General features: G+C 42.7%; 19 protein-coding genes and 1 pseudogene. 13 read left to right on the top strand and 7 right to left on the bottom strand.

Features of this window, described 5'->3' with window-relative positions; translation table 11 throughout:
• Window positions 1–34 precede the first annotated feature (34 nt).
• From recQ to AC1DN5_RS10625, 3 genes and pseudogenes are all read left to right on the top strand, one after another.
• The gene (gene recQ, locus AC1DN5_RS10635; protein WP_366969280.1) at window positions 35–1,813 is read left to right on the top strand and encodes a DNA helicase RecQ; all 1,779 of its coding nucleotides are present in this window, start codon (window positions 35–37) and stop codon (window positions 1,811–1,813) included.
• A 235-nt stretch (window positions 1,814–2,048) separates the two neighbouring features.
• On the top strand, window positions 2,049–2,915 hold the full coding sequence (locus AC1DN5_RS10630; RefSeq protein WP_016936592.1) for a 3D domain-containing protein: 867 nt from the start codon (window positions 2,049–2,051) through the stop codon (window positions 2,913–2,915).
• A gap of 162 nt (window positions 2,916–3,077) precedes the next feature.
• Window positions 3,078–3,470: pseudogene (locus AC1DN5_RS10625) on the top strand (hypothetical protein).
• A 31-nt stretch (window positions 3,471–3,501) separates the two neighbouring features.
• Here the strand turns inward: AC1DN5_RS10625 and AC1DN5_RS10620 are convergent.
• On the bottom strand, window positions 3,502–4,479 hold the full coding sequence (locus AC1DN5_RS10620; protein ID WP_327815748.1) for a S66 family peptidase: 978 nt from the start codon (window positions 4,477–4,479) through the stop codon (window positions 3,502–3,504).
• A gap of 66 nt (window positions 4,480–4,545) precedes the next feature.
• A complete protein-coding gene (locus tag AC1DN5_RS10615) occupies window positions 4,546–5,049 on the bottom strand; it encodes a hypothetical protein (protein ID WP_412676569.1) in 504 nt (167 codons plus the stop codon).
• A gap of 189 nt (window positions 5,050–5,238) precedes the next feature.
• On the opposite strand from AC1DN5_RS10615, the gene AC1DN5_RS10610 reads away from it, so the two are divergent.
• Together AC1DN5_RS10610 and AC1DN5_RS10605 are read left to right on the top strand one after the other, a co-directional pair.
• The gene (locus AC1DN5_RS10610) at window positions 5,239–6,021 is read left to right on the top strand and encodes a VLRF1 family aeRF1-type release factor (RefSeq protein WP_327815752.1); all 783 of its coding nucleotides are present in this window, start codon (window positions 5,239–5,241) and stop codon (window positions 6,019–6,021) included.
• Window positions 6,022–6,165: 144 nt separating this feature from the next.
• A complete protein-coding gene (locus tag AC1DN5_RS10605) occupies window positions 6,166–6,702 on the top strand; it encodes a DUF420 domain-containing protein (protein WP_327815754.1) in 537 nt (178 codons plus the stop codon).
• Between the two features lie 62 nt (window positions 6,703–6,764).
• Here the strand turns inward: AC1DN5_RS10605 and AC1DN5_RS10600 are convergent, their stop codons facing one another.
• Entirely contained in the window at window positions 6,765–7,430 is a 666-nt protein-coding gene (locus tag AC1DN5_RS10600) for a lysozyme family protein (RefSeq protein ID WP_045926180.1), read from the bottom strand.
• 218 nt (window positions 7,431–7,648) lie between these two features.
• On the opposite strand from AC1DN5_RS10600, the gene czrA reads away from it, so the two are divergent.
• The gene (gene czrA, locus AC1DN5_RS10595; protein ID WP_173363131.1) at window positions 7,649–7,954 is read left to right on the top strand and encodes a Zn(II)-responsive metalloregulatory transcriptional repressor CzrA; all 306 of its coding nucleotides are present in this window, start codon (window positions 7,649–7,651) and stop codon (window positions 7,952–7,954) included.
• Between the two features lie 29 nt (window positions 7,955–7,983).
• On the opposite strand, the gene AC1DN5_RS10590 is transcribed toward czrA, so the two are convergent.
• A complete protein-coding gene (locus tag AC1DN5_RS10590; protein ID WP_094246852.1) occupies window positions 7,984–8,505 on the bottom strand; it encodes a CcdC protein domain-containing protein in 522 nt (173 codons plus the stop codon).
• Window positions 8,506–8,729: 224 nt separating this feature from the next.
• Between AC1DN5_RS10590 and AC1DN5_RS10585 the strand changes: the two genes are divergently transcribed.
• The 6 genes from AC1DN5_RS10585 (at window position 8,730) to yobK (ending at window position 13,784) form a co-directional block, all read left to right on the top strand.
• On the top strand, window positions 8,730–9,449 hold the full coding sequence (locus AC1DN5_RS10585; protein WP_366969282.1) for an MBL fold metallo-hydrolase: 720 nt from the start codon (window positions 8,730–8,732) through the stop codon (window positions 9,447–9,449).
• Window positions 9,449–10,015, top strand: coding sequence for a TetR/AcrR family transcriptional regulator (locus AC1DN5_RS10580; RefSeq protein ID WP_366969283.1), 567 nt, complete (start codon window positions 9,449–9,451; stop codon window positions 10,013–10,015). Before AC1DN5_RS10585 ends, AC1DN5_RS10580 begins: the two co-directional genes overlap by 1 nt.
• Window positions 10,016–10,065: 50 nt before the next feature.
• Window positions 10,066–10,776, top strand: a complete 711-nt coding sequence (locus tag AC1DN5_RS10575; protein WP_366969284.1) for an AraC family transcriptional regulator — start codon at window positions 10,066–10,068, stop codon at window positions 10,774–10,776.
• Between the two features lie 68 nt (window positions 10,777–10,844).
• Entirely contained in the window at window positions 10,845–11,177 is a 333-nt protein-coding gene (csaA, locus tag AC1DN5_RS10570; protein WP_095241658.1) for a chaperone CsaA, read from the top strand.
• Between the two features lie 331 nt (window positions 11,178–11,508).
• Entirely contained in the window at window positions 11,509–13,311 is a 1,803-nt protein-coding gene (locus AC1DN5_RS10565) for a T7SS effector LXG polymorphic toxin (RefSeq protein ID WP_366969285.1), read from the top strand.
• A gap of 14 nt (window positions 13,312–13,325) precedes the next feature.
• Window positions 13,326–13,784, top strand: a complete 459-nt coding sequence (gene yobK, locus AC1DN5_RS10560) for a type VII secretion system immunity protein YobK (RefSeq protein WP_366969286.1) — start codon at window positions 13,326–13,328, stop codon at window positions 13,782–13,784.
• 31 nt (window positions 13,785–13,815) lie between these two features.
• Here the strand turns inward: yobK and AC1DN5_RS10555 are convergent, their stop codons facing one another.
• Both AC1DN5_RS10555 and AC1DN5_RS10550 read right to left on the bottom strand, forming a co-directional pair.
• The gene (locus AC1DN5_RS10555; RefSeq protein ID WP_016936579.1) at window positions 13,816–14,106 is read right to left on the bottom strand and encodes a hypothetical protein; all 291 of its coding nucleotides are present in this window, start codon (window positions 14,104–14,106) and stop codon (window positions 13,816–13,818) included.
• On the bottom strand, window positions 14,099–14,677 hold the full coding sequence (locus tag AC1DN5_RS10550; protein ID WP_366969288.1) for a MarR family winged helix-turn-helix transcriptional regulator: 579 nt from the start codon (window positions 14,675–14,677) through the stop codon (window positions 14,099–14,101). The genes AC1DN5_RS10555 and AC1DN5_RS10550 overlap by 8 nt, the downstream gene beginning before the upstream one ends.
• 198 nt (window positions 14,678–14,875) lie before the next feature.
• Between AC1DN5_RS10550 and AC1DN5_RS10545 the strand changes: the two genes are divergently transcribed.
• Window positions 14,876–15,100 (top strand): hypothetical protein, encoded by a 225-nt coding sequence (locus AC1DN5_RS10545; protein ID WP_045926188.1) that lies wholly within the window; start codon window positions 14,876–14,878, stop codon window positions 15,098–15,100.
• Between the two features lie 45 nt (window positions 15,101–15,145).
• Here the strand turns inward: AC1DN5_RS10545 and AC1DN5_RS10540 are convergent, their stop codons facing one another.
• On the bottom strand, window positions 15,146–15,430 hold the full coding sequence (locus AC1DN5_RS10540) for a hypothetical protein (RefSeq protein WP_047474665.1): 285 nt from the start codon (window positions 15,428–15,430) through the stop codon (window positions 15,146–15,148).
• Between the last annotated feature and the right edge of the window lie 41 nt (window positions 15,431–15,471).

The raw sequence follows: 15,471 nt of genomic DNA, 5'->3' as shown, positions 1-15,471 counted from the left end.
AAAGAATCAAAGACAAAGTGAGGTTTTACGACATATGCTGGATAAAGCCGAATCCCTTCTGGCGCATTATTTTGGCTACGACAGCCTTCGCGCGGGGCAAAAACAGGCGATACAATCAGTTGCAGAGGAGAGAACAAACACGGTCTGCATTATGCCGACGGGGGGCGGGAAATCAATCTGCTATCAGATTCCCGCACTGCTGTTTGAAGGAACCACAATCGTTATTTCCCCTCTTATTTCCTTAATGAAAGACCAAGTCGACGCGCTTGAAGAAGCGGGTATCGCGGCAGCTTATATTAACAGCACTCAGACAAGCCGTGACATTCATGAGCGCCTGACCGGTTTGAAGGAAGGGGCTTACCGGCTCTTTTACATCACGCCGGAGCGTTTGACTTCTCCTGAATTCATTCACATCCTGCAGAATATTACGGTTCCTCTTGTCGCCATTGACGAAGCTCACTGTATATCGCAATGGGGGCATGATTTCAGGCCGAGTTACCGGAATATCGAAATCCTTTTTAAAGAATTAAAAGAGCCGCCCGTCATCATCGCGTTAACGGCGACGGCTACGCCTGAGGTTCATGATGATATCTGCAAGCAGCTTCACATCAATAAAGAACAAACTGTGTATACCGGTTTTGCCAGAGAGAATTTAACATTCAAAGTCGTAAAGGGCGAAAACAAAGACCGTTTTATCGAGCAGTACCTGGAAAGAAATAAACACGAAGCCGGCATTATTTATACAGCAACAAGAAAAGAAACGGACCGTTTATATGAGAAATTAAAACGCAGCGGCATCAATGCCGGCCGTTATCACGGCGGATTGGCGGATGATGACAGAAAAAATCAGCAGGAGCGGTTTCTTAACGATCAGATACAAGTGATGGTTGCTACGTCCGCTTTCGGAATGGGAATCGATAAGAGCAACATCAGATTCGTTCTGCACGCCCAGATTCCGAAAGATATGGAGAGCTATTACCAGGAAGCCGGACGGGCAGGGCGCGACGGCCTCAATAGCGAGTGCGTGCTCTTGTTTTCGCCGCAGGATATTATGGTGCAGCGTTTTTTGATAGATCAATCGGCTGCCGGAGAAGAAAAACAAAAGCAGGATCTCAAAAAACTGAGGCAGATGGTGGATTACTGTCATACCGAAGATTGCCTGCAGCGGTTTATTCTGAAATATTTCGGCGAGAATGAGGCGGAAGCTTGCGGAGCATGCGGCAATTGCACTGATACAAGAAGCGCGCATGACGTCACTAAAGAAGCGCAGATGGTATTGTCATGCATCATCAGAATGAATGAGCGTTTCGGAAAAACGATGGTGGCGCAAGTGCTTAGCGGGTCGAAAAATAAAAAAGTGCTGGAAAACGGCTTCAGCAGCCTGTCCACTTACGGCATTATGAAGCATCAAACCGCAGCGGAAATCAGTGATTTTATCGAATTCCTTATTTCAGATGAATACATCAGAATGGCAGACGGGACTTTTCCGACGCTTATGGTCACCCAAAAAGGAAGAGACGTTCTGCTTGGAAAGAGCGCAGTCGCGAGAAAAGAAGCCTTACAGGCCGCCGCCGTCACCGAAAATGATGAATTATTTGAGCTTCTCCGGCGTCTCCGCAAAGAGATCGCAGCGGAACAGGGCGTGCCTCCATTTGTCGTGTTCTCGGATCAGACGTTAAAAGAAATGTCTGCGAAACTCCCGAAAACGGATCATGATCTTCTTTCCGTAAAAGGGGTCGGGGAACAAAAACGATTGAAATACGGAGCGCTTTTTTTAGAAGAAATCCGAAATTATGTAAGAGAAACAGAGTGAAAAAAAGTTTTTTTAGAAATTTGCACATTGTGTTTTTCATCTGCGCCGGAAAAATCAGAAGCTTGAAAACCCTTGCTGTATCAAGGTTTCAGCAAGACTTACCAAGTGAGAGAAATGTTTCATGTAAAGGAACTGTAATCTAATTCAAATCGTTTTGTTATTGAACTGACATTTTCATATGTTACGATATCACCTGTTAGCCGCCAATAAAAAGCTAACAAGGGAGGATTTACTTATGAAGAAGACGATTATGTCCTTTGTCGCAGTTGCAGCAATTTCAACAACTGCATTCGGAGCTCACGCTTCTGCTAAAGAAATCACGGTGCAAAAGGGTGACACGCTCTGGGGGATCTCGCAAAAAAACGGAGTGAACCTAAAGGACTTAAAAGAATGGAATCAGTTATCTTCTGATTTAATCATTGAAGGAGAGAAACTGACTATTTCTTCAGTAGAAACAACCACATCTGGGCAGTACACAGTGAAGCAGGGCGACAGCCTCTGGAAAATTGCTCAGAAATTCGGAACATCAGTCGGTAATCTGAAAAGCTTGAATAACTTGCAATCAGATATCATTTACGCAGGCACAACATTAAAGGTGAAAGGTCAGGCGCAGGCTGCACAGCCGGCTCAAGCCAGCCAGCCGCAACCTGAACAAAAACCAGCTGCCGAGACAGAACAGCCGAAACAAGAAGCTGTCCAAAAAGAGCAGCCTAAACAAGAACCTGTTCAAGAACAACAACCTAAACAAGAAGTGAAGGCTGTCGAAGCAAAACAGCAGCCTGTTCAATCAAATACAAACCAACAAGAGCCTAAAAAGCAGCTGACAATGACTGCAACTGCTTACTCCGCTAACGACGGCGGCATTTCCGGTGTAACGGCAACCGGTGTTGACCTAAACAAAAACCCTGATGCAAAAGTCATCGCGGTAGACCCTAGTGTCATTCCGCTTGGCTCCAAGGTTTATGTTGAAGGTTACGGAGTGGCAACAGCAGCAGATACAGGCGGCGCAATTAAAGGAAATAAAATTGACGTATTTGTTGCAAAGAAAAGTGACGCTAACAACTGGGGCGTCAGAACAGTAAATGTTAAAGTGTTAGACTAGTTTCATATAGAGATGAAGAACACAAGGCGAAATGCTTTGTGTTCTTTTTTTCTTCCCTTTTTTGTCTGTGTATAATCGTTATATGCTGAAAAAGAAAAAGCGTTCCCCGAATATGATATAGAGAGAATGAGTTTGAAAGCGGCATCTGAAGGGATGAATCGAATGGAGCCGGAACTTATATTGTTGTGGAATACCTTCACAGAATCACCGATATTTCAAGCAGGGATGTAAACCGCTTGTGCCATTGTGCTGGTCATCGGACTGTCTATGCCGGCTGTCAGGCTGTTTCAGGCGCTTGACAGAGGGAGCGGAAGGCCAGCCGTTATTGAAAAGGTGAGACATACCGGCGTAATGATTAATGGCAGACACGAGCTTGTACTTATTTTAAACGTAAAAAACCAAGACGGAACGCATGATAAACGTGAACTGGCACGTGCCGCGTGTCATGAAGAAATCAGCCGTTTTTATGAAGGAGCTTCCGTATGGGTGACGTCAGCGGCTGGCGGACGAATTATGATCGCTCCGCGCACACCGCGGCATAAGGCGTCAAAATAAAAAGAAGGGGCGGTTTTCCCGTCTTTTTGTGTTAATGCCGGTCGATCCATATTCGTCCGCCTTTTGAGCCGGCTTCTATTTTGCATGTTCCCCCGATCGGGAAAGTCATCATAGGAGAAGTATGGCCGAAATCAGCGTTTGCGATAACAGGCATAGACGACAGTTCTTTTTTTGTACGGATGACGGCGCAGAGAGCCTCTTCAGACACATTTGAAGCCTGCTGGAACCGTCCGATGACAATTCCTTTCACGGCTGAAAAAGCGGGAAGATGAATGAGTGACTGCAAATCCCGATCAAACATATGAATGTCAGACATATGATCATCTTCTATAAACAGAATCACTTGTTCCATCTCCGGAAAATATTCCGTGCCTTGCAGAAGATTCAGGGTGCAGAGGTTTCCTCCGATCAGTGTTCCTTCCGCATAACCGGGTTGAATAACGAGCGGACCTGGATTCGGATAAAAACGTCTGTCCTCCTGGTTCATATACCATTTATCATCACTCCACTCGGCCGAAGGCTTTACTTCATACGGCTTATCAGAAGCGCAGCAGGCTAAGAAAGAGTCAATCGTATAGTCCAATCCTTTTTTCATGGCGAATGAAGAAAAATGGGGGCCGGAATATGTGACAAGCCCGGTTTTTTGATAAATGGCATGGCCAAGGGCGGTAATATCTGAATAGCCGCAAAGGATTTTCGGGTGCCGCTTGATGTTTTCATAATCAAGATAACGGAGCAGCTGATTTGATTGGAACCCGCCGAGTGTCGTCAAAATCGCTTTGATGTCAGGATCAGCGAAAGCTTCGTGCAGATCCCGGACACGCGATTCAATGGATGATGAATCAAATTCATTTATTTCTTTCGCATGCTCTGAAAAAGACACACAAAAACCCAGCTCCTCCAATTTTGTCTTCGCGGCATTTATATTTTCATCTGTCATAACGGACATGCTCGTTGCCGGAGAAACAATACGAACGCCGTCACCTTTTTTCAATTTTTCCGGATACAAAAAAAAACCCTCCTTATATGGTTTTATCTATTACACCATAGAAAAGGGGGTTTTTCTATCACTTTTTTACAGGTCGACCCATTTAATGCCGCCTGATTGTGTATCCTTGTCAATCCAGACATCAAATTGATGCTTTTCATAAAAATGAACGAGTCTGTCGACATGATCCCAATCACGCTTAGCGATGTCGCCCGTCACTTTCGGGATATTCTGCTCCCTGGCGATATGTTTTAAAAATTTCATGCAGATCGAACCGTAGCCGTGGTTCGGAGGGCCTTTAATATCCCCGATATGAATGCCATTTTCATAATAGGAAGCCATTAGTGAAAAACATCCTCTTCCCCGGTAGGCTGATTCACAGTCAGTCAGCATAATCTTACATGTTTGGCCATCATCAATCGAGGAAACAATGATCCAATCGTCATTGTTCGATTGATCAATACCAAGCACTCGCGCGTCTTTTGATACATCTATCAGATTCTCCCGCATTCTGAAAATCTGAAATTCAAGCTTATGAAGCTCTTTTTCCAGCTCTTTCTGATCTCTTTCTTCTGCAGTAAACAAAATCATACTCCTTTCACAGCGTAAAACGTCTTAGTCAAACACAAGTATCCATTGTAGTAAATGATGTCTTGGTTTGTAAATGGGTTTTGCAAAAACTTTTTTAGAAAAGTCTGCCGTATATATGCAGATTGACGTTTTTAAGGAGGCCGGGATAGGGAAAGGAACAGGGAGAAGCGGAAAAAGGAGGAATCTATGATGGCAATTGACTCACTCATCGGCAAATTGAAGTATGTAATGACGGAATCTCCTGATAAAATGCTTTCCTTATATGTAAATACGGATATGAGAAATCCGGATCAGCAGGGGGGAGAGTGGAAAATCGCTTTAAAAACCGGTTTTCGGAGATTAAAGGAGTATCTGTCTGTCAGTGATCCAAAAGAAGAAAAATCCCTCGTCCGCATCATGGAACGTGTCTATCAATATATCGATGGGCTCGGTAAAGAAATGCCGCGAAGTCTCGTATTTTTTGCATCGGGGGAAGGCGATGTCTGGGAGACGATTGAATTGCAGGTGCCTGTCGAAACACGATTTTATTGGGAAGAAACGGCTGTCCTTGATCAATTAGAACTTCTCCGTGAACAATATCCGAGCACGGCTTTTATTCTCACCCAGCAGAATGAAGTGAAGATCATAGAAACCGTACTCGGAAAAATTGAAGGGGTGGAGCATTATCAATACGACGTCATCAATGAATCGTGGAAACCGCAGGATGTAAGCGGAAGCTCCGCATCGATGGACGAAGACGCCGCCAAAGCCCATGTCGAAGAAAACCAAAACAGGCTGTATAAACGATTGGCTTCAAACCTTGATCAAAAGGCCGCATCACATAAATGGGAGCGCCTCGTAATCGCGGGGGATAAGGAAACAGCCGACATTCTCGATCAGCATATGAACAAACCGATTGATCGGATCATTCCAAAAAATCTGTTGAATGAAAACGAACATAAAGTGATAGAAGAACTGTTGAAGGAAGCATAATATGACAAAAGGCCGGGTCTCAAACACCCGGTCTTTTTAGGGCTTAAGTTTGTCTAATTTCTGACGAAGCGGACGAAACCGTTGACATCAAAGCTGAATTCTCATACCATTTGGATAGTCAGTAAAATTGAGAGAGGTCATAAGATGAATCAGACAGAAAACAAACCTAAAAGTTATACCGGTATCGTGCTGACATTGACCGTTTTGATCAACGGGTTAATTGCGGTGCTGTTTTTTATGCCGAAATCGGGACAGGTCAGCATTGCCAATATTCATATTCTGCCGATGTTAAATGCTATTTTTAACAGCTTTACTTTTATCTTTTTGCTGGCAGCGCTCTTTATGATTAAGCAAAAAAATATTCAAGCGCATAAACGCTTTATTTTGGCGGCGTTTACGACGACTCTGCTGTTTTTGATCAGCTATCTCGTGTACCACTCGATAGCTGAGAATACACTATTCGGCGGCCACGGCATCATTCGGGGGATTTATTTCTTTATTTTAATTACGCATATTTGCCTTTCCTTCATCATCGTGCCGCTTGCGCTGTTTACGCTGATCAGAGGATTCAGCATGCAGGTGGAGCGCCACAAAAAAATCGCGAGATGGACGATGCCGCTCTGGCTGTATGTCAGTCTGACGGGTGTCATTGTATACTTAATGATCTCACCGTATTATTAAAAAAAACCGTGCTTCGCGCGGTTTTTTTCTATTGAAAAAAGGCGCCTCAGACAAGGCGCCTTTTACTCTTCAAGCGTTTCAAGTGTTGTTACATTTAAGGATTGTTCAACGGTTTTTGTTTTTGCTTTTACTTTTTCTGCGTACGTGTAATCACCATAGCAGTAGGGATAACGGAAATTGCCTTTGTTCCCTCCGCAAGTGTAAAGTTTCGGATTCTTTTTGACCTGCTGCTCGGAGTATTGTTTTGCCAGTTCCTCAGTATGCGATCCTCCATGTTCAGCCACAAAATCAATATAGCCGGCTCCCATGTTGTAGCTTTGTATAATCGTATCCAAGTCTACGCCTTTTTTCTTGCCTGTTTGGTACATGAGAGTGAATTGTTTGATTCCCTGTTTGATACTGGTTTGAGGGTTTTTGATTTGATTTCGCTTTAAACCCAGAGATTCTGAAGACTGCATGGGATCATTTCCTCTTCCTTTTGACTCCTGATATATCATGCCGAGTACCAGCGATGTATATCTAGTGAGCCCTTTTTCATCCAGCTCGTCCTCCACAAGCGGTTTGTAATCCGTCAGCCGTTCAAGCACGATCGGTTTGACATCAAACGGAAGACTTTTGAGCAATTCATTATTTGAAAATAACAGGATGAGAAAGAAGGACACCATGACAAAAACACATATCATCATAAGACCCGCAGCAGCGAAACAGCCTTTTTTCTTTTTCTCCACTGTGTTTCACCCTCAATTTCAGGAGCATTATGACTTTTTCATTATGACACAGATGAATGCGCGAAACCAAGCAGAAACCTGTATTTGAAACATAAATTTAAAATAACGGTTCTTTTGTCAGGCACAGGATGTATCTGCATCAATTGACATTTGGTATAATTGGGCTACTTGAGAAAAGAAGGGTGAGGTATATGACTGAATTTCACGAATCCGGAAACATGAATGACCCCGCTGTCGATTTAGATGAGGAAACATTATTTTTGGTTGCCCAGACTTTTAAGGCGCTGTCTGATCCGACCAGAATCCGAATTCTCCATTTGCTGTCACAGGGTGAGCACGCGGTAAACGATATCGCAGAAAAGCTGAATTTACTGCAGTCTACCGTTTCTCATCAGCTGCGTTTTCTTAAAAATCTGCGCCTCGTCAAATCACGCAGAGAAGGAACATCCATCTATTATTCTCCTGAGGATGAACATGTGTTAGATGTGCTTCAGCAAATGATTCACCATACGCGGCACGATTAAAAAACATCCCTGCTTTTTAGGCAGGGATGTCAGCCATATTGACTGTTATTTGTCTGGTCTCTGCTCGTTTTTAAAACATAAAAAGAGAAGCCGCTGTAATAAACAGCGATGAAATAAAAGATACTGATGGTCAGCGGATCGGCCCCGACCGTTTGGCTGTATGCCTCCGGATGGGTAAAATCCGCTGTGACCCGGTAAATTTCAATAACCCGATAAACAAATCTCGATAGGAATAACGTTAATAGAATAAGTTCAATCCACAGATGAGTCCGAAAATACATTTTTCCGCGGCGCTCTTCAAAAGAAATGTTTCGTTTGGCAAACAGAACCAGAAGCCAGCCGCAAAAAGTGCCGAATATAAGATACCCGTATAAAGCCGGGTGTGTGATGCTGAAAAAAGCCAGAGCGGCGGCCAGCAATGAAAACAAAATCATTCTTGTATAAAGCCAGCGGGGTTTCAAAGGCTGAAAGCCGACGGACCGTTTCACCTTTTTATATAGAAAAAAGGCAATCATTAAGACAGGGCAGATGCTTTGAAGTGTGATATGCATGATGTGGAACTCCCCCTCCGTTGAGTAGTGTATGCTTATCCGGCTGGTTTTAGTAGTCTGATTTATTCGCAGGCTGAAAGCATCTTTTATCACAGTATGCGTGTTTCTTTTTTTGGCATGAGAGAAGCGCCCGCGCCTTTTTTAAGATTTAAACAGAAAACGCTTGATAAACTAACGGTATTAGTTATAATAAAACTAACAACATTAGTTTTAGGGGGATATTGATGAGAATCTTACAATACGGAAACGTTTGGCAGCTGACCTTTTTTCCGGTGCTTTTCCCGGTGAATTGTTATTTGGTTGAGGAGGAAGAAGGAGTAACCCTGATTGACGCCGGCCTGCCCAACAGCCATAAAGGAATCAAACAAGCTTTGCAGCAGCTTGGGAAACCGCTGAATACCATATTGCTCACCCACGCGCATGGAGATCACATCGGTTCGCTTGACTCATTATCTGCGGAATTTCCAGATGCTGATGTCTGTATTTCTGAACGTGATTCTTTCTTGCTGAAAGGTGACACTTCATTATTTGAGCATGAAGCACAAACGCCGATAAAGGGAGGAGTGCCGAAAAATATTCAGACTGAACCTGATCGCCTGCTGAAAGGCGGCGAGCGGATCGGATCTTTGCTTGTCATTCCCGCTCCCGGTCATACGCCGGGGAGTCTTGCTTTTAAAGATTTGAGAGATGATATGCTGATCGTCGGAGATGCCTTTCAAGTACGGGGAGGCCTTGCGGTTTCAGGAAAGCTGAAATGGAAATTTCCGTTTCCCGCCTTTGCCACCTGGAATAAAGAAGAAGCTGTAAAAACAGCAAGAACGCTTATCGCTCATCAACCAAGCTGTCTGGCCGCCGGTCATGGAAATGTTCTCTATCATCCTGCTGAAATGATGGCTGAGGCGGCTGATGAAGCCGAACGAAGCCTGCGGGGAGGCCGATTATAATGTCACCGAGAGTCGGAATGAGCCTGGACATGATATTGAGAGCCGCAGCAGGCATCGCTGACGAAAAAGGGCTGAATGAAGTGACGCTTGCGGCTGTTGCAAAGTCCTTAAACGTAAAACCGCCTTCCCTTTATAACTTTGTCAATGGTCTTCAAGGAATTAAGACAGAGCTGGCCGTCTCCGGTTTAACCATGTTATATGAAAACATGGCGGCATCCTCAGAAGGACTGACAGGTGAAAGGGTCATGCTTTCACTTGCTGATGCCTATATCAATTTCGCTGAAGCCAATCCCGGATTATATGAAGCAACATTTCAAAAAATAAAAGACAGCCGAATGGAGAATCTGTCCAGCCAGCTTGTGAATCTTGTTGTCAGGCTGCTGACAGCAAACGGTTATGCACGTCCCGAAAACGCAATCCATGCCGCAAGAGGACTGAGAAGCCTGCTTCACGGTTTTGCTGCGCTGAGGAAACAGAGTGCATTTGAATTGACTGAATCAATTAAGGAAAGCCGAAAGTTTGCCGTTGTTGCTTTTTTAAGGGGTTTACAACTAGATAAACAATAATATTATTATGTAAACTAAAAACGAAACAGATCATCCAAAAGGAGGGGCAAATGGATTCATTACAGAACATCGTTTGTGAGCGGCGCACTTATTCACATATTTTTGATTCCCATGTTCACACATACTGTCAAATACTCTTTCCTCTCGAAGGACAGCTGGACCTGGAGACAGAAAGACGTGAGGTGAGATTAAAACCGGATCAAATGCTGTATATTCCGCCAGGACATGAACACCGGTTCCGTTCTTTGGAGCGAAATGAATGTCTCGTTCTTGACATGCCGGCATATTTTTTAGAAGGCTCATTTGACCCCGGTGTGATCAATAAGCTTGATTCCTTTTGGACTTCGATTCGGTTTCTGCTGACAGAAGAGGCAAAGCAGCAGTCGTCTCATTCATTGAGTCTGCTCGCAGAATATATTGCTGGAAAGATACAAGAAAGCCGTACAAATGATTCAATCACGTATATCCGCCGAAATCTCTCAAAGACTTTTACTATTAAAGAGCTTGCCGCAATCGAACATTACCATCCGGCTTATTATTCAGACTGGTTTAAAAGGAAGACGGGGAAAAGCCCGCAAGCTTATATTTCCGAGCTCCGTCTGAAGAAAGCGGAACAATTGCTTATTGAAACAAAATGCCGGCTGACAGACATCAGTCATGAGGTCGGCTTTCAAAATTTGTCTTCTTTTACCAGGTGGTTTGTCAGACATAAGGGAATAACACCGCGCGTCTATCGAAACACCTTTCAAACAGATAAATAAGTCCAAAGATCGGTTAAATAAATTGTGTCTTTTTTTGGTACCATGATTGTAAAAAAGGAGTTTTTGACATGGCAGTCATCGAAGATTTTATGAAGCTTGATCTCAGAATAGGAACGGTCGTAAAAGCAGAAGAGTTTCCGGAAGCAAAGGTCCCGGCCATTAAGATGACAATAGATTTCGGCGGAGAAATCGGCATGAAGCAATCAAGCGCCCAAATTACAAAACGGTATGAACCAGGTGATTTAACAGGCAGGCAGGTTACCGCTATTGTCAACTTTCCGCCGCGGCGGATCGCCGGATTCAAGTCAGAAGTGCTCGTTCTCGGCGGCATCCCGGAAAAAGGAGACGTCGTCCTGCTTACGCCCGAGCAGACCGTACCGAACGGAACGAAAATCGGATAATAAAAAAAGACGTTTGCAGAAGCAAACGTCTTTTGCGTATTGAGGCGATACACCACACGCCACATTCGTGTGCGCCGCAAGGGCATGTGCATCGGCTTACACAATTTAGCTCATCGCTATATGAATATAGCATGGCGGCTGTAGAAATGCAAGAGATTTATATATATATGTTATATCTGGCTTTGTTTTGCTAATCATCATGACTACTTGGTGTAAGGTTTTGTTCAAATTCTATGATCTTGCATAAAACAGTGCGGCAAATGAAAGAGGTTCAGCTTATCTTATATCCTATGGTAAAATTTAGACGGAAAGAAGCGGAAAGGAGACGTAAATGAAGGTATTTGAAGCATCCTCGTTAATCTCAGCAGCGGAGAAACGAGCAAAAGAATATGATCAGATTAGAGAACAATTTATCAATCTCAGGAAAGCTTTTCAGGGAATGGCTGACTTAGATGACAATGAGTTTTCAGGTAAAGGCGCTGACAACATTAAAGCCTTTTTCCAAGATCACGCTGGTGTCACAGACAGCTGGCTTGATCTGATCGATATGAAGATTGCTTTTCTTAACAGTCTTTCAGGAAAAGTAGCTGATGCCGGATTGGCCGATTCGTTTGTGGAAGAGTCATTTTTAGAACACGAGCTGATTCATGCGAAGAATAAATCACAAGCCATCATGCAGGAGCAGCGCAATGAAATGAAAGGTATCCTTGATGAAATCAGCGATATCATTCATCTTGATGTTTTCTCTACAGAAGGTGTCGATCAAAAGCTTGAGTCAGCAGATAAGAAACGGGACAATACCATACACAAGCTCGGAAAGCTTGATTATGATCTAACGAAAGAATACGCAGAAACCGAAGCGAATGAACAGTTCATTCAAGCCGACTTTCAACAGCTCCAAAATGCCACGGGTAAAGGGAAAAACGCAACACCACTTCACTATAACGCCAAGGCGTACAGAGAAAGTGGCATACATAAGAAAAAAGACGAGATTGCAAGACATTCGGATGCTTATTTGACGATTAAAAAGGAAGAAGTGAAAGAGCGGGAAATCAAGGATCTGAAGAAAAAACTCGCCGATGGAGTAACTGATCCGGATGAATACTTAGAGATTGCGAAGAAGATCGGTTACGAGAATCTTGAACCTGCCCAGCAGCAATATGTCATTCAGCTTGAACAAGCAAAACAGATGGAAGAAGCCGGAGAAGTGACTTGGGATATTTTAAAAGGAGTTGGCGTTGGGTTATATGATGTCGGGAAAGAAACGGTAACTGGTCTATGGGACTTTATAACCGATCCGGGAGAAACCCTGTCAGCACTGGGGAATGCAGTACTTCATCCAGTTAAAACATATGAGGCTGTTGCAGAGGCAATTGAAGAGTCGTATCAAAAAGATATGGTAAATGGAGATGCGTATTCCCGATCAAGATGGGTGACATATGCGGTCGGTTCAGTGGCTGTGGCCGTCGTCGGAACCAAAGGCGCAGGAGCCGTTAACAAAGCTGATGCGGCGGGGAAGGTCATAAACAAGGCAGGACAGGCAGGGAAGAAACTTAAGGATGTAAACCTTCCAGATCTGCTTCCCTATCATCCAAAGTACAAATTTGCTCTAGCTGATAACGTACCATACAATGTGGTTGACAGCCAAAACCTTAAAAATGAACTTTTGACCAATGCAAAGAAAATCCCGGATGGAACGAGAAAGCCGTTTACCGGTCAAGAAATAAACCTTCCTTGGTTAAATAAAGAAAAGTATGGTGCCTTTGAGGTTAAGGGCAAGGTAAAAGCAAAAGGAAAAGTTAAAGACATAAGCCGCAGAGTGTATACTATGAAAGATATTGATATTAACCAAAAAACAGAATTTGGCGCAACAAATCTTCAGCTTATGAAAAACGGCAATGCTCCTTATGCAAAAGATGGCACACAGATTAATTTACATCACTTGATTCAAGAAGAACCTGGCCCAATGCTTGAAATCCCAAACAGTTTACATACAAAATATAGTGATGTGATTCATAAGCTTAAGACTGATGGTGAAAGTTTTAGAAATGATAAGATTTTAAAAGCACAGTATGAAAGCTTTCGAAAGAGATATTGGAAGTGGAGAGCGAAACAATTTGAGAATGAGAATTGAGGTGTTTAAATTAAATGATTTATTCGAAGGTTGAAAACTTTATTAATGAAAACAAACAAAATGGTATATTCACAGAGGGTGCAAGCCATGAAAACATAACTCGCATTGAAGAAAAACTTCAATGCCAACTTCCTATTAGTTATAAATGGTTTTTAGAAAAATACGGTGCTGGCGGTTTATTCGGTGTTTTAGTTTTAGGCTACAACTTTGATCATGCATCAGTTGTAAATAGAACTAATGAATATAAAGAACACTATAGCCTTACTGATGGACTTGTGGTTATTGAAGATGTTGATTACTTTGCTTACTGTCTAGATACGAATAAAATGAAAGACGGAGAATGTCCTGTAGTTGAATGGGATAGGGTAATTGGTTATCAAGATACTGTTGCAGAAAGCTTTATTGAATTTTTTTATAATAAGATTCAGGAAGCGAAAGATGACTGGGAAGAAGATGAAGACTGGGACGATTAATAAAAGAAAGCTCTCTTTTAGAGAGCTTTTTTCAGGTTTTTAATTTTTTAACAGGATTTATAATGAGCAAACAGGCATTGCTCAAAATACTCGCCGCACCTATCCAAAGCAGCCATTGTGTTTCGGTCAGCCACGAGGCAGTTAGGATAAAGAGTCCAATGGCAATTGATATATAATTGCCGGCTCGGTCCAGTTTGCGTTTGCGATGAATTTTATATTTGGCATGAGAAATAAATTGATCAATTTTATCTTTCAGCTCATAGCTTTTTTCCTTTATCTTATTCTCTGCCTCTTTTACTTTTCGATAAAGCATATTATTCATCGTCTCCACTCCCGTATCGCCGTTTTGAAAATTCAGCCATGATTTTTTCCTCATAGTTATCTGAGATGAATTGAGCCTGGTCTTCAACTTTCAAATGTGCTTTTTCTTCAAAACCATCCTGTTCTTCACCATCAAAACGATAAAGTTTTTGCAATAGCCTCCAGAATGTTTCAACTTCTTCAGTTGTGAACTCATGAAACATATCCGCTAAAAAATAGGTGGATTTTTCTGAACAGGAAATTATCGCTTTTGTTCCTTCAGCGGTAATCTCAATATTGATTGCACGTTTATCCTGTTTACTTGATACAGTGCGAACATATCCTTTTTTTGTGAGGCTTGAAATTAATTTGTTAGCGGTTTGTTTTGTTGTGCCCAGCTTTTTAGCGATATTCATAAGTGTGGTATCTTCCGTCGGTAAATGGGCAATGGCAATAAGAGTCATGTGCTGTCGGGAAGTCAACATTTCTAAGTATTCGTCTCCGCGAGTTTGTACCTTATTGACGACCGAAAACAGTGATGCGTAACTTTGTTGCATAAAATGCAGTTCTTTCATTAATAAATTAATATCCATAAGTGATCTCCAATCTAAATTGTCACCATGTTGACAATTACAATATACATTGAAATGGGAAATAAGTCAACATGGTGACTAAAAGAGGGGGGTACGGCTGTTTTACAAATGTCACAGGCAGTCGGAGTGTTTTCAAAAGGTGAAATAAGTATAATAAATGCGAAAAGGGCATTAATCCAAAGCGAGAAGGTGTTTGGTATGCAGAAAGTGAACTGGTCAGAACAGTATGAATGGTTCAATAAACAGGATGAAAAAGACGGGCGTTTAATGGCGCTCCTTCGTCATGAGCTTGCATATGAGGAAGTCATACGGTTATATACGAAAGGGTTTTATTTGAAATCCAAAGAAGGGGATGTTTCGTTAAGTAAGAACGATATCTGTCGTATGTTTGGGGTTGAAGAGAGGCAGGGCGGCAAATCTTAATGAACGGGAAGAGAAGAACTCTCTTCCCGCTATTCACGGCAGCTGTTATTCTTTTTCCAGCATGGAAGTCAGCCATTCTCGTAATGCAGTTTTCTGTACATACCGCTTTCCGTTTCGGGTGATATGCGGAATGTCGGAAGTGTCAGGCACGATTTGTTTTGCTTCTTCCTTAGTCACTCCTAAATAATAGCCAATGTAGAAGTGAAGATCTTTTTCTTTGATGAGAATTTGGTCAGTGTGTTCATGAGGATCAGGTGATTTAAAGTTTTTTAATCCGTCTCCTATGAAATATCCGGCTAAAGCGATGCCAATGCCGGTAATAATATCCATACAGCAAACCTCCAATAAAAGTCATTATGTTTTATACGGTC

The organism is Bacillus sp. 01N42_2, from assembly GCF_056399565.1.
The sequence above is the reverse complement of the archived record's forward strand: the minus strand, read 5'-3'. Positions and strand labels throughout refer to the sequence as shown.

What these genes read in the sequence shown, in the direction of transcription:
- recQ (WP_366969280.1), top strand. Translation starts at nt 35, where the DNA reads ATGCTGGATAAAGCCGAATCCCTTCTGGCGCATTATTTTGGCTACGAC.
- AC1DN5_RS10630 (WP_016936592.1), top strand. Translation starts at nt 2,049, where the DNA reads ATGAAGAAGACGATTATGTCCTTTGTCGCAGTTGCAGCAATTTCAACA.
- AC1DN5_RS10615 (WP_412676569.1), bottom strand. Translation starts at nt 5,049, where the DNA reads ATGATTTTGTTTACTGCAGAAGAAAGAGATCAGAAAGAGCTGGAAAAA.
- AC1DN5_RS10610 (WP_327815752.1), top strand. Translation starts at nt 5,239, where the DNA reads ATGGCAATTGACTCACTCATCGGCAAATTGAAGTATGTAATGACGGAA.
- AC1DN5_RS10605 (WP_327815754.1), top strand. Translation starts at nt 6,166, where the DNA reads ATGAATCAGACAGAAAACAAACCTAAAAGTTATACCGGTATCGTGCTG.
- czrA (WP_173363131.1), top strand. Translation starts at nt 7,649, where the DNA reads ATGAATGACCCCGCTGTCGATTTAGATGAGGAAACATTATTTTTGGTT.
- AC1DN5_RS10590 (WP_094246852.1), bottom strand. Translation starts at nt 8,505, where the DNA reads ATGCATATCACACTTCAAAGCATCTGCCCTGTCTTAATGATTGCCTTT.
- AC1DN5_RS10585 (WP_366969282.1), top strand. Translation starts at nt 8,730, where the DNA reads ATGAGAATCTTACAATACGGAAACGTTTGGCAGCTGACCTTTTTTCCG.
- AC1DN5_RS10580 (WP_366969283.1), top strand. Translation starts at nt 9,449, where the DNA reads ATGTCACCGAGAGTCGGAATGAGCCTGGACATGATATTGAGAGCCGCA.
- AC1DN5_RS10575 (WP_366969284.1), top strand. Translation starts at nt 10,066, where the DNA reads ATGGATTCATTACAGAACATCGTTTGTGAGCGGCGCACTTATTCACAT.
- csaA (WP_095241658.1), top strand. Translation starts at nt 10,845, where the DNA reads ATGGCAGTCATCGAAGATTTTATGAAGCTTGATCTCAGAATAGGAACG.
- AC1DN5_RS10565 (WP_366969285.1), top strand. Translation starts at nt 11,509, where the DNA reads ATGAAGGTATTTGAAGCATCCTCGTTAATCTCAGCAGCGGAGAAACGA.
- yobK (WP_366969286.1), top strand. Translation starts at nt 13,326, where the DNA reads ATGATTTATTCGAAGGTTGAAAACTTTATTAATGAAAACAAACAAAAT.
- AC1DN5_RS10555 (WP_016936579.1), bottom strand. Translation starts at nt 14,106, where the DNA reads ATGAATAATATGCTTTATCGAAAAGTAAAAGAGGCAGAGAATAAGATA.
- AC1DN5_RS10550 (WP_366969288.1), bottom strand. Translation starts at nt 14,677, where the DNA reads ATGGATATTAATTTATTAATGAAAGAACTGCATTTTATGCAACAAAGT.
- AC1DN5_RS10545 (WP_045926188.1), top strand. Translation starts at nt 14,876, where the DNA reads ATGCAGAAAGTGAACTGGTCAGAACAGTATGAATGGTTCAATAAACAG.
- AC1DN5_RS10540 (WP_047474665.1), bottom strand. Translation starts at nt 15,430, where the DNA reads ATGGATATTATTACCGGCATTGGCATCGCTTTAGCCGGATATTTCATA.